Here is an 11,817-nt window from a genome sequence, read left to right as displayed (position 1 = left end):
CGCAGCCATGAAAACCGAACCTCGCCTGTCCCGCATCGCGCTGCTCATGGCCATGGTGGCCGCATGGCCGGCGTCGGGCCTAGCCGCCGCCGGCCTGGTGCAATTTGCCACCGGCGAGGTCAGCCTGCGCCGGGGCGATGCCACCAGCGGCGTGGCCAAGGGCGCCGAAGTGGAGACGGGCGATGTGCTCCTCACCGGCAGTGCCGGGCGGGCCCAGATCCGCTTCACCGACGGTGGCCTGGTGGCGCTGTACCCGGGCTCGCAGTTCACCGTGACCCGCTACTCCGACAGCGGCGATGTGGCACAGGACGCCTTTGCGGTGACCTTGCTGCGCGGCGGCATGCGTGCGATCACGGGCCTGATCGGCAAGCGCAACCCGGGCAGCTACAAGGTCATCACGCCCACGGCGGTGGTGGGCATCCGGGGTTCGGCCTTCCTGGTGGGCTTCAATGCGCAGGGCCAGCTCACGGTGGCCGGCGAGCAGGACGAGATCGAGGTCTGTACCGAGGCGGGCTGTGTCGGGGTGAAGGCCGGCGAATCGGTGCTGGTGCTGTCCAGCCAGACGCTGCCGGTGTACACGAACACGCGCGCACTGCTGCCCTTGCCCGCGCTGCCCCTGCCGCAGATGGCGGGCGATCAGTTGGGCGGCGATGGCCACCGCACCAGCGTGTTCGTGATTCCGCCGCCACCACCACCACCTGCACCACCACCGGTGCATGTGCCGCCTCCGCCGCCGGTGGTGGACCCGGTCGCGCCCGTGCCGCCGCCACCTCCACCACCGCCTCCGCCGCCAGCACCGGTTCCGGTACCCCCGCCGCCGCCCCCACCCCCAGCCCCGCCACCGGGTCCGGTGCTCCCGCCGATACCTGCTCCGGGTCCTGCGCCGGTACCGGTGCCGCCACCGGAGGTCGTGCCTCCACCGCCGCCCAGCACCGGCACGGTCACGGGCACCACGCCCGGCGCCACGACAACGCCGCCCCGGCCGCCGCCGACCACGCCCATCTTCGTGCTGCCGCCAGGGGTGATCCTGCTGCCCCCGCCACCGCCACCGATACGCTGATTGCGGATCGGCAGGGCATGCAGCGCCGCTGCCCGTGGGCGCGCAGCGACTTCAGATCTTGTAGAACGCCTTGATCAGGTCCCAGGCTTCCTGGGGGTCATCGGTGTAGTGAAAAAGCTTGAGGTCCTGTGGCGAGATCGTGCCCTCTTCGACCAGCACGTCGAAGTTGACCAGGCGCTTCCAGTAGTCGGTGCCGAAGAGCACGATGGGCACGGGCTTGGCCTTGCCGGTCTGCACCAGGGTCAGCACCTCGAACAGCTCGTCCAGCGTGCCGAAGCCGCCTGGGAAGGCCACCAGCGCCTTGGCACGCATCATGAAGTGCATCTTGCGCAGCGCGAAGTAATGGAACTTGTAGCACAGCGAGGGCGAGATGAAGCGGTTGCCGCTCTGCTCGTGGGGCAGGGCGATGTTCAGGCCCACGTTGAGCGCACCCACATCGTGGGCGCCGCGGTTGGCGGCTTCCATGATACCGGGGCCACCTCCGGTGCACACGTAGATGCGGTCGGCCGGCGCATTGCGCTCGCTGTGCTCGGCCACCAGGCGGGCGAACTGGCGCGCCAGGTCGTAGTAGCGCGCATTGCGCACGGCCTGCCGCGCCTTGGCAATGACCGCCTCGTCACCACCGGCCTCGGCCGCAGCCAACTGCTCGGCAGCTTCGTCGGGGGCAACGAAGCGGGCGCTGCCATAGACCACCACGGTGCTCTCGATGCCCTGCGCGGCCTGGCCAAGGTCGGGCTTGAGCATTTCCAGCTGGAAGCGGATGCCACGGGTCTCGCGGCGGAACAGGAATTCAGGGTCGGCGAACGCGAGGCGGTAGGCATCGGCGTGCAGGGGGTTGCCGCTGGCGGCGTGGTTTTGCAACTCCGCCCAGGCATCGGCCAGGCGGCTTTCATTGAGTTGGGTATTTGCTTCCATAGGCCCCATTGTGGCGCGGATTCATGACCGCAGCACCTGCCGGGGTGCCGCTGTCAGCCCAGTGCCAGCAGCCGGTCGATGCGTGGTCGCGGCAGGCCCTGCAGGCTTGGCGAGAGTGTCGCGAGCAGCGGGTAGTTGGGCTCTGCGGTCTGCGCGGTGAAGCGGTCGGCAAAGCGCTGCGCGGCCGGCGCCCCCTGGGCCGCTGCGGACCGATCGAGCGCTTGGCTGGCTGCGGCGAGGCTGCGCTCGATCAGGCTGCGGCTGTGCTGGCTCTGCTGCTCGGCGCGCAGGATCTGGGGAAGGGCCTGGCGCAGGCCCTCGGGCGTATCGAGTTGCCAGCGCTCGGGGGCCAGCAAGGGGGTCTCGGGTTCGGTACGGGCACGCACGAACTGGCCGGTCGCGAAGCGCTTGCCCTCGCCCTTGACGGTGAGTTGGTCGCGCACGCGGGGCCACTCGGTTTCGGCCACGCTGAAGTCGATGTCGCCCTGGGCGCTGGGGTGCGCACGGATGCCAGCCGGGGCCAGCGCCTGGTCCAGGCGCCGGGCCTGGGCCTCGGGGGCCAGGTTCGGGTCCAGGCGCACGCTCATGGCCTGGCGCTGCGTGCCGGTGAGCGAGAGCGCCACGGTTTCCGCACTGGCCGATGCCAGGGTGCGGGCGTCCAGGCCGCGCAGGCGAAAGCGCTGCCGGGCTGGTGCCTCGGGGCTGTAGGCGAGCTGGCTGTCCAGGCGGTAGCCGCTGCGCTCGGCGCGCGCGTCCCACAGCTGTGCCAGGCGCCGCTGCGCGCCATCGAGCGCGCTGGGGCTGGATGCGCTGCCCGTGAGCTGGCGGCTGATCTGCCCCTTCAGGTTTTGCAGTTGGCCCGACAGCTCACCCAGGAAGGACAGGGCCTGCTGGGCGCTCGCCACGTTCTGGTTGAACTCGGGCGAGACCACTCCCACGCCCGGGCGCGGCAGGGTGAACAGGGCCGCCGGCGGCGTGGCGGGTGTGGACCCGGCTGCGACGGCCTCGGGGCGCTGGGCCGCGCCGGCCGCGCCCACCCGGGACGACAGGGCCGTGCTGCGATCGGAGGCGGAAAGCGGTGTGAGCTGCATCAGATCAGGTCGAACAGCGACAGCCCGCTGACCTTGCTGTAGGACTTCTGCGTGGCCTGCAGCGCCGTGCTGTAGGCGCTCAGGCGCGTGGCGGCCTCGCCGTAGTCGAGCTGGCCCAGTGTGATCATGGACTGCTGATTGGCCACGCTGACGCTGCCGTGGTTGCTGTCGAGCGTGTCCAGGATGTTCTGCGCCCCGCCCAGGCCTGCGATCTTGCCGTTGACGCTGCTCAGGGTGTCGTCCAGGCTTTGCAGGGTGGCCGTGACGACCGCGCGGGTGGCGGGGTCGTTCGCACTCACGCCCGGCACGCTCAGGGTGTTGACGGCGCTTTCCAGCTGGTTGAGCAGGTCGTCCATCTCGTCCAGGCTCACATTGGCCGCCTGGGTGATGCCTTCGCCCACCACCACTGCCTGCCGGGCCGTGTTGCCCGTGAACTGGTAGCGCGGCGATGTGCCGGCGCCGTTGTCGGTGATCGTCGGCGCATTCGTGAGCGTGCCCGAGAACAGTGAGCGGCCTTCCTGGTCCTGGGTATTGGCGGTGTAGAACAGGCTGTCGCGCAGGGCGGCCAGCGAACTGGACATGGCCTGCAGGTCCTCCGAGGCATTGGCGCCGTCGGCGGCCCAGACCACCAGATCGCGCGCGTCCAGCATGTCCTTGACCGTGCTGCCGAGCGTGGTTTCGTTCTGCGTGAGGCGCGTCTTGAGGGCCGCGATGTTGTCGCGGTACTGCGTGAGCGTGGCCTCTTCGCGCACCATGCGCGACAGGCGCACATTCGCCACCGGATTGTCCGATGGCAGCAGGTAGCGCTGGCCCGAGGCCATCTGCTTCATCACATGTTCCAGGCGCGCATTGGCGTTCTGCAAGGCCTGGTTCATCGTGGCGTGGTACTGGGTGCTCGAAATGCGCATGCCGATTCCTTGGTGCCTGCTCAGAGCATGGCCAGCGTGCTGTCGAACAGCTCGTTGGACACGGCGATGACCTTCATGTTGGCCTGGTACATCTGCTGGTACTGCACGAGGTTGATGGCTTCCTCGTCCTCGTTGACGCCGCTGGTGGATTTCCAGTTGCTTTCGGCATAGACACGCACGGTCTCGGCCACCGACAGGGCGGTGCTGTTTTGCTGGCTGCTCGTGCCCAGGCGGCTCACCAGCTGGGTATAGACGTCGCCGAGCAGCACCGTGCCCAGGGAGGTGATGGTGGCCGGCTGCTTCTTGAGGTTGATGGCCTCGATCAGCTTGTCGCTGTTGCCCTGCAGGCCGGGGTTGGACGAAAAGCCCAGGTCCTGCTGCGTGATCGCGGGGTTGAGCGTGAGCATGGCGTTGGAGCTCGAAGCGTCGTACACGAACAGGGCCTTGCCGTTCACGGGCGTGGCCGCCGTGCTGTTCATGGCGTAGCCGCTCTCGAACACGGCGTTGTACTGGGTCGCCACCTCGCGCGCCAGGTCGGAGATGGCGGCGCGCATGGGTTGCAGCGCCTGGCCCTCGAAATCGTTGAGGCCGCCGAGCTCGCCGCCCAGGTTGTCGTTGCGCACCCGAAAGCTCTCCTTGGCGAAACCCACCTTGAGGCTTTGCGTGCCGCTGGCGTCGGTCTCGACTTCCAGCGTGCCCGCGATGGCGCCGGCCACCAGCGGCTGGCCGCTGCGCAGCGCGAGGTCGCGCGTTCCGTCGGGCTGGCTCACCACCTGCAGGCCGACCAGGGCGGACAGGGCATCGATCTTGTTGTCGCGCTCGTCCATCAGGCCCGAGGGGCTGGCGCCGGTGGCCGATGCGGCCGAGATCTTCTGGTTCAGCGCGGCGATGTCGGCGGCCAGTGCGTTCACCTGGGTGACCGTGGCCGTGCGCTGCTGGTTCACGGCGCTGCGCTGGCCTGCCAGCACCTGGTTCAGGTTGTTGAAGCGCTTGGCCAGAGCGTCGGCAGCGCTGATGACCTGCTGGCGCAGCGGGCTCGATGTGGGCTCCACGCTGGCGGCATTGAGCGCGCTGTAGAAGCCATCCAGCGCGGCGTTGATGCTGGCGCTGTCGTCCCCCATCACCTGTTCGAGCTGGGTCAGGTAGGGCTGGGTGGCGGCATGCTGGCCCTTGTTGGTAGCGGCCTGCCACATCTGCAGGCTCTTGTAGTCGTCGCTGAAGCGGATCAGCGCGGGCGTGTTCACGCCGTCGCCGGCCGCGAACGGGCCCGAGCGCGCGCTCTGGGCCGAGGTCAGCACCACGCCCTGGCGGGTGTAGCCCACCGTCATGACATTGGCCACGTTCTGGCTGGTGACCGTGAGCGCGGTGCGCGCGGCGAGTGCGCCCGACAGCGCGTTGGTGAGCATGCTCATGAAAACAATCCCTGGAGAGTCTTAGGATCTAAGGGCGACCGGCGGCGGCGAAACATTAAGCGCTGCCGGTGCGGTGGGGGCGGAAGGCGGCAGCAGCTGCAGCAGCAGGGTGTTGGCGATGCCGATTGCGCGCTGGCTGGCGAGCTGGTCGGCCACCAGGGTGTCGGCGTAGTCGAGCATGTCGTTGCGCTGCGGCTGGAACAGGCCGTCCTCGCCCGCGATCTCGCTGGCGCTCTTGCGCATCTGCTGCAGCATCTGCGAGATGAACAGGCCCTCGAAGCGCACGGCGGCCTGCTCGGCCCGGGCGCGGTACTGCGCGTCTGCGGCGGGCGCGATGGTGTCGACCGGGGCTGGCCCCGGCAGCGGCGAGAGTCGCAAGTCGGTACGTTCCATGTCAGATCACCACCAGTTCGCCGTTGATCGCCCCCGCCTGGTCCAGCGCCTGCAGGATGGCCATGATGTCGTCCGGCGTCGCGCCGGTGCTGTTGATCGTGTCGATGATGGTCTGCAGCTTGGCGCTGGGAGGCCAGCGGAACATGCGGCCGTTGCCCTGCTCCACCTGCACGCGCGACTGCGGCGTCACCATGGTCTCGCCGCGGCCCAGCGAGTTCGGCTGGCTGACCTGCGGCGACTCGCTGATCACCACCTTGAGGCTGCCGTGCGAGACGGCGGCCGGACGCACCGTGACACCCTGGGAGATGACCACGGTGCCGGTCTTGGAGTTGAAGATCACCTTGGGCACCTCTTCGCCCACGTCGATGCTCAGGGCCTGCAGGCGGGCCACGAAGGCCACGCGCTGGGTGGGGTTGGCGGGGGCCTGCACCTCGACGCTGGTGGCGTCGGTGGTCGTGGCGATGGCGCCGAAGCGCCGGTTGATGGTGTCCACGATGTTGGTCGCGGTCTGGAAATTGGGGCGGCGCAGGCTCAGGCGCACGGTGGGGCGGGTGTCGAAGTCGGTCTCGATCTCGCGCTCGATGGTGGCGCCGTTCGGGATGCGACCGGCCGTGGGCGTGTTCACCGTGACGCTGGAGCCGCTGGCCCCCTGGGCGCTGAGGCCGCCGACGACCACATTGCCCTGGGCCAGCGCATAGGTGTCGCCATTGGCCGCGCGCAGCGGCGCCAGCAGCAGCACGCCGCCGCGCAGGCTCTTGGCGTCGCCCAGCGAGGACACGGTCACGTCGATGGTCTGGCCCTTGCGGTAGCCGGGCGGAAAGACGGCGCTGACCATCACCGTGGCGACGTTCTTGGTCTTGGCGGCGTTGCTGCCCTCGGGCAGCTTGACGTCGAACTGCTTGAGCATGTTGGTCACGGACTGGCCCGCCGAGCGCACCTGGGTGCTGTCGCCCGAGCCTGCCAGCCCGACGACGATGCCGTAGCCGATCAGCTGGTTCTCGCGCACCCCCTCGATCTGCACGAGGTTGCGCAGGTTCTGGGCGGGCAGCGCGGCCTGGGGGGCCAGGCCCAGCAGCAGGGTGGACAGCAGGAGGAGGGGGCGGAGCATCGTCGTCATGGTGGGCAGGGGGGTCAGAAGGGCATCAGCGGGCTGTTGAAGAAGCGCGTGAGCCAGCCGGGCTGCTGGGTGTCGCCGAGTGCGCCGCGGCCCGAGTAGGTGATGCGCGAATTCGCGATGCGCTGCGACGACAGGCGGTTGTCGGTGTCGATGTCGGCCACGCGCGCATAGCCGCTCACGCGCACGAACTCTTCACCGTTGTTGAGCGTGAGGCTCTTTTCGCCACGGATGTGCAGCAGGCCGTTGGGCAGGACCTCGTGCACCACCACGGTGATCGCGCCCTGCAAGGTGTTCTGCTGCGTGGCCGTGTTGCTGGCGTCGAACGAGCGCTGGGCGTCGGTGCCGATCCGGCCCTTGAGCGTCTGGTTGAGCAGCACCGGCGAGGCGATGGCGGCGCTGCTGTTCTTGCCCTGCGTGGTGCCCGAGCGCCGGTTGGCCTGGGTGGTCTCCTGCAGCACCACGGTGAGCACGTCGCCGGCACGGATGGCGCGGCTGTCGGCCGTGAGCGTGGAGCTGTGCTCGGGCGAGAACACCCCGCCCGACTGGCCGCGCCGCAGCACGGGCATGGTGACCAGCGGTTCTTCCAGGGCGACCTTGGGCTCGGCGGTGGCCAGCGTCTCGCAGCCCGCGAGCAGCAGCATGCTGGCCAGCGCGGCGATCAGGCCCAGGACTGCACGGGAGTCCATCAGCGGGCCGCCTGGGCGAGGTTCTGCATCATCTCGTTGGCCGCCGAGAGCACCTTGGTGTTCATCTCGTAGGTGCGCTGGGCGGCGATCATGTCGACCATCTCCTCGACCACCTGCACGTTCGAGCCTTCCAGGGCGCCTTGCTTGAGCTTGCCGCGGCCTTCCTCGCCGGGTGCGCCTTCGTTCGGGGCGCCGCTGGCCACGGTTTCCTGGTACAGGTTGTCGCCCAGGGCGAGCAGGCCCACGGGGTTGACGAAGTTCGCCAGCGTGAGCTGGCCCAGCGCCGTCGGCGTGGTGCTGCCATTCGCGGACGCCTGCACGGTGCCGTTTTCGAGGATGGTAAGGCCCGTGGCGTTGGCGGGCACCGTGATCTCGGGGAGCAGTGCGAGGCCTTGCGCGTTCACCAGGCGGCCGTCGGCATTCACCGAGAGCTGGCCTGCGCGCGTGTAGGCCGACTCGCCATTGGGCAGCTCGACCTGCAAAAAGCCGTTGCCGACGATGGCCACGTCGAGCGACTGGCCGGTGGTCTGCAGATTGCCGGTGGTGAACACCTTCTGCGTGCCCACCAGGCGTGTGCCGCTGCCCAGCTGGATGCCCGAGGCGGAGTTGCGGTTCTCGTCGATCTGGGCGCCGGGCTGCTTCTCGACCTGGTAGAACAGGTCCTCGAAGACCACGCGGTCGCGCTTGAAGCCCACGGTGTTGACGTTGGCGAGGTTGTTGGCGATGGCCTGGAGTTTGGCGTCCTGGGCCTGGACACCGGTCTTGCTGACCCAGAGGGCGGGATTCATGGAGGCTCCTTGTCGGAAGAGAGGTAGGGGGGTTAGTCGCGCAGCAGGCGGTTGCCGTTGGCGGCCATGTCGTCGGCCACCTTGAACAGGCGCATATGGACCTCGAAGTCGCGGCTCAGGCCCATGGAGGCGACCATCTCCTCGACGGCCGAGACGTTGCTGCCTTCGAGGTGGGCGCCGCTCACGCGCACCGTGTCATCGGCCGGCAGCGGCTGGCCGTCGCGGCTGACCACGAAGCCGGCGGTGTTCTTGGCCAGGGTGGAGGCAGCGGGCTTGACCAGCTTGAGCCGGTCCACGGGCTGCAGATCGGCTTCGCCCTCGGGCTGCACCGACACCGTGCCGTTCTCGGAGATCGCCACGCGCACATGGGCCGGCAGCACGATGGGGCCGCCGTCCCCAAGTACGGGGCGGCCATTGAGCGTCAGCGCACCGTTGGTATCCACCACGAAGGCGCCGTTGCGTGTGTAGGCCTCGCCATCGCCCAGGGCCACGGCAAAGAAGCCTTCACCCGAGACGGCCGCATCCAGGTCGCGCCCGGTCGGCACCACGGTGCCGGAACGCGTGGAGACGGCATTCGCCTGCAGCTCGGCCAGATGGCGGGCGCTGTAGCCGTAGCCTTGCACGGATTGGCTGCTGGCCAGCTCCAGATCGGCGCGAAAGCCGTTGGTGGAGGCGTTGGCGAGGTTGTTGGCGTGCACCTGCTGCGCGTGCAGCGTGCGCTCGGCCCCGCTCATGGCGGAGTAGATCAGGGCGTCCATGGCGCGTCAGCCTCAGATGGCCTGCATCAGCGACTGCATCATCTCGTTCTCGGTCGAGATGACCTTGGTGTTGGCCTGGTAGTTGCGCTGCGAGGACATCAGGCTCACCAGTTCCGAGGTCATATCCACGTTGGACTGCTCGATGGCACCCACGGTGAGGTCGCCCGTCATGCCCGTGCCGGGCGTGAAGTACAGCGCGTTGCCCGAGCCCACCGAGGTGGTCCAGCTGGTGTCGCTCACGGCCGTGAGCGCGCTTTCGTTGGGGAAGGTGGCCAGCGCGATCTTGCCCACGCTCTGTTTCTGGCCGTTGCTGTACTGGGCCACGACGGATCCGTCCTTGGCCAGTTCCACGCCCGTGAGCGTGCCCGAGGCGTAGCCATCGGTGGAGTTCACCGTGGTGGTCGTGTCGCCGGCGTACTGGGTGGTGCCGGAGTAGTTGATGGTGATGTTCAGGTCCTGTGCGGCGGGCATCAGGGTGATGACCGGAACCGTCGCCGAGGCTGCGCTGGTGAGCTGGCCGTCGGGGCCGAAGGTCAGGTCGGGCAGTGCACCGGGCGCGCCGCCATCCACGGTGTAGTGCACGTTGACCTGGCCCGGCGTGGCCGACTTGACGAAGTACTGTGTGACGGTGTGCTGTGCGCCCAGCGAGTCGTACACCACGGACACCATGGAACTGTTGTAGGACAGCGGGTCGGCGGGGGCGAACGGTGCCACGGCGGGCACGGTCCAGTCGGAAGACAGATTGCCCACGTACTTGATCTGCGTGCTGGCCTGGGCCGGCACCTGGCCCGTGGGCACGGTGATGTCGCCAAAGCCGCCCAGCGTGGTCGTGCCCGGCACCATGGGGTAGCCCTGGACCTTGCGGCCCGAGGCGTCGATCAGCGTGCCGTCCTTGTCGGTGGAGAAGATGCCCACGCGGGTGTACAGCAGGGCGCCGGCGCTGTCCTTGGTCACGAAGAAACCGCGGCCCTGGATGCTCGCGTCCATCGCGCGGCCCGTGGTCAGCACGCCGCCGCCCACGTCGATGCTCTGCGTCAGCGAGCCGATCTGGGCACCAATCGGCTGGGTGCCCGCGTACATCGAGGAGAAGTTCGCGCGGCTGGCCTTGAAGCCGAAGGTGCCGGAGTTGGCGATGTTGTTGCTGATGGTGTCCAGCGAGGTGTTGATGGCATTGATGCCGGACAGGGCGATTTCGAAGCTCATGGCGGTTTCCTTGGGGTTCAGGGTGTGGCGGTGGCGGGCTTGCCGTTGAATGCGGTGATGAGGCCTGGCTGGACCTGGGCGGCCCCGGCGACGGTCAGCATGGCGCTGCCACTGCCCGTGAGGCGCACGTTGGTGAGCTCTCCGGTGACCTCGATGGCCGGGGTCTCCTTCGTGCTGGTTTCCACCTGCACGCCGTATTTGCCTGGCGCCAGGCCCAGCGTGCTCGGGTCGAGCGTGTACTTCACGTCGCCCAGGTTCTGCGTGCCCAGCTCGATGCGGTGCTTGGCGCCGTCGCTGCCGGTGAGCACCAGCGTGGTCTGCGCGCTGTTGCTGTCAAGGTGGAACCCCAGCGCGATGGGCTCGCCATCGACGGCCAGGGTATCGGTCTGCACGGTGACCGAGGAGCCCACCTGGGAGCCCAGGGTCAGCATCTGCGTGCTGGCCATCAGGCTGGCGGCGGTCGTGCCCTGCTCGGTGAGCTTTTGCAGCGCCTCCATCTGGCTCAGCTGGGTCAGCTGGCCCACGAATTCGCTCGGGTCGGTCGGCTCCAGCGGGTTCTGGTTGCGGATCTGGGCCACCAGCAGCTTGACGAACAGGTCGGAGACCGAGCCGTTGCCGCCCAGCGCGCTGGTGATGGCGTTGCTGCTGCCAGCACCGTTGCCCTGGGTGGCCGATGGGCTTGCGTTGGTTTCCATGGATCAGCCCTCTCCCAGGCGAAGCAGGGAGTTCTGCATGGCCTTGACGCGGCCCAGCACCTCCACATTGGTTTCAAAGGCGCGCGATGCCGACAGCATGTCGGTCATCTCGGCCACGGAATTGACGTTGGAATAGAACACCTCGCCAGATTCGTTGGCCAGCGGGTTGCCCGGTTCGTAGGCCTTGCGCGCCGGCTCGGTGCTCTCGATCACGTCGAGCACCTGCACGCGTGCGCCGGCCACCTGGCCGTCCTGGCCGGGTTGGGCGATGGCCGAGAACACGGGCTTGCGCGCGCGGTAGACGCCGGCCTCGGTGCCCGCAGCCGACTGGGCGTTGGCCAGGTTGCTGGAGATGGTGTTCATGCGCACGGTCTGGGCCGTCATGGCCGAGCCGGCGATCTGGGCGATGCTGCGAAATGCCATGGCTTACTGCCCCGCGATGGCCTTGGCCAGGCCCTTGAGCTTCATGTTCGTGAAGGTCAGGCTGGTCTGGAAGTCGGATGCGTTCTGCGAGAACAGCGACTGCTCCACGCCCAGCTCGACGGTATTGCCGTCCTGCGAGGGGTGGTTGGGCACGCGGTAGAGCAGATCGCCGTCGCCCGTGTCGAGCGCCAGAGGCCCTGCGTCGGCCTGGCGCTGGCCCAGGGAGGCGGCGAAGTCGATGTCGCGCGCCTGGTAGCCCGGCGTGCTCTCGTTGGCCAGGTTCGACGCAATGATTTTGGTACGATCCGCACGCAGTCGCAGGGTGTCGGCGTGCACACCCAGGGCCTTGTCAAAGTGAATTCCCATGT

At 68.5% G+C, this 11,817-nt stretch carries 14 protein-coding genes; 1 reads left to right on the top strand and 13 read right to left on the bottom strand.

Annotated features, from left to right (window positions below; translation table 11 throughout):
• The first annotated feature begins 7 nt into the window (after positions 1-7).
• Positions 8-1,060, top strand: coding sequence for a FecR family protein (locus U5N23_RS05145; protein WP_322591757.1), 1,053 nt, complete (start codon positions 8-10; stop codon positions 1,058-1,060).
• A gap of 51 nt (positions 1,061-1,111) precedes the next feature.
• Here the strand turns inward: U5N23_RS05145 and U5N23_RS05140 are convergent, their stop codons facing one another.
• The 13 genes from U5N23_RS05140 to flgB are packed head-to-tail and all read right to left on the bottom strand — an operon-like array spanning position 1,112 to position 11,815.
• The gene (locus U5N23_RS05140) at positions 1,112-1,975 is read right to left on the bottom strand and encodes a TIGR00730 family Rossman fold protein (protein ID WP_322591756.1); all 864 of its coding nucleotides are present in this window, start codon (positions 1,973-1,975) and stop codon (positions 1,112-1,114) included.
• Between the two features lie 53 nt (positions 1,976-2,028).
• A complete protein-coding gene (locus U5N23_RS05135; RefSeq protein ID WP_322591755.1) occupies positions 2,029-3,066 on the bottom strand; it encodes a hypothetical protein in 1,038 nt (345 codons plus the stop codon).
• Positions 3,066-3,974 carry a flagellar hook-associated protein FlgL gene (gene flgL, locus U5N23_RS05130; protein WP_322591754.1) on the bottom strand — a complete coding sequence of 303 codons (909 nt, stop codon included), beginning with the start codon at positions 3,972-3,974 and terminating at the stop codon, positions 3,066-3,068. The genes U5N23_RS05135 and flgL overlap by 1 nt, the downstream gene beginning before the upstream one ends.
• 20 nt (positions 3,975-3,994) lie before the next feature.
• Positions 3,995-5,386, bottom strand: a complete 1,392-nt coding sequence (gene flgK, locus U5N23_RS05125) for a flagellar hook-associated protein FlgK (RefSeq protein ID WP_322591753.1) — start codon at positions 5,384-5,386, stop codon at positions 3,995-3,997.
• A gap of 21 nt (positions 5,387-5,407) precedes the next feature.
• Positions 5,408-5,779 (bottom strand): flagellar biosynthesis protein FlgJ, encoded by a 372-nt coding sequence (locus U5N23_RS05120; RefSeq protein ID WP_322591752.1) that lies wholly within the window; start codon positions 5,777-5,779, stop codon positions 5,408-5,410.
• A gap of 1 nt (position 5,780) precedes the next feature.
• Positions 5,781-6,887, bottom strand: a complete 1,107-nt coding sequence (locus U5N23_RS05115) for a flagellar basal body P-ring protein FlgI (protein WP_416208575.1) — start codon at positions 6,885-6,887, stop codon at positions 5,781-5,783.
• Between the two features lie 23 nt (positions 6,888-6,910).
• Positions 6,911-7,582 carry a flagellar basal body L-ring protein FlgH gene (gene flgH, locus U5N23_RS05110; RefSeq protein WP_322591750.1) on the bottom strand — a complete coding sequence of 224 codons (672 nt, stop codon included), beginning with the start codon at positions 7,580-7,582 and terminating at the stop codon, positions 6,911-6,913.
• Positions 7,582-8,370: a flagellar basal-body rod protein FlgG gene (gene flgG / locus U5N23_RS05105; RefSeq protein WP_322591749.1), complete on the bottom strand. Its 789-nt coding sequence runs from the start codon at positions 8,368-8,370 to the stop codon at positions 7,582-7,584. The genes flgH and flgG overlap by 1 nt, the downstream gene beginning before the upstream one ends.
• A gap of 32 nt (positions 8,371-8,402) precedes the next feature.
• Complete coding sequence (locus U5N23_RS05100; protein ID WP_322591748.1) at positions 8,403-9,128, bottom strand: flagellar basal body rod protein FlgF; 726 nt, start codon at positions 9,126-9,128, stop codon at positions 8,403-8,405.
• 12 nt (positions 9,129-9,140) lie between these two features.
• Positions 9,141-10,331, bottom strand: a complete 1,191-nt coding sequence (locus U5N23_RS05095; protein WP_322591747.1) for a flagellar hook-basal body complex protein — start codon at positions 10,329-10,331, stop codon at positions 9,141-9,143.
• Between the two features lie 17 nt (positions 10,332-10,348).
• Positions 10,349-11,026 carry a flagellar hook capping FlgD N-terminal domain-containing protein gene (locus tag U5N23_RS05090; protein WP_322591746.1) on the bottom strand — a complete coding sequence of 226 codons (678 nt, stop codon included), beginning with the start codon at positions 11,024-11,026 and terminating at the stop codon, positions 10,349-10,351.
• A gap of 3 nt (positions 11,027-11,029) precedes the next feature.
• Entirely contained in the window at positions 11,030-11,449 is a 420-nt protein-coding gene (gene flgC, locus U5N23_RS05085) for a flagellar basal body rod protein FlgC (RefSeq protein WP_322591745.1), read from the bottom strand.
• Between the two features lie 3 nt (positions 11,450-11,452).
• Positions 11,453-11,815, bottom strand: a complete 363-nt coding sequence (gene flgB, locus U5N23_RS05080) for a flagellar basal body rod protein FlgB (protein ID WP_322591744.1) — start codon at positions 11,813-11,815, stop codon at positions 11,453-11,455.
• Positions 11,816-11,817 lie beyond the last annotated feature (2 nt).

The sequence above is a fragment of the Acidovorax sp. genome, from assembly GCF_034519795.1.
GTDB lineage: Bacteria > Pseudomonadota > Gammaproteobacteria > Burkholderiales > Burkholderiaceae_C > Acidovorax.
This window is presented reverse-complemented; position numbering and strand designations above follow the sequence as displayed.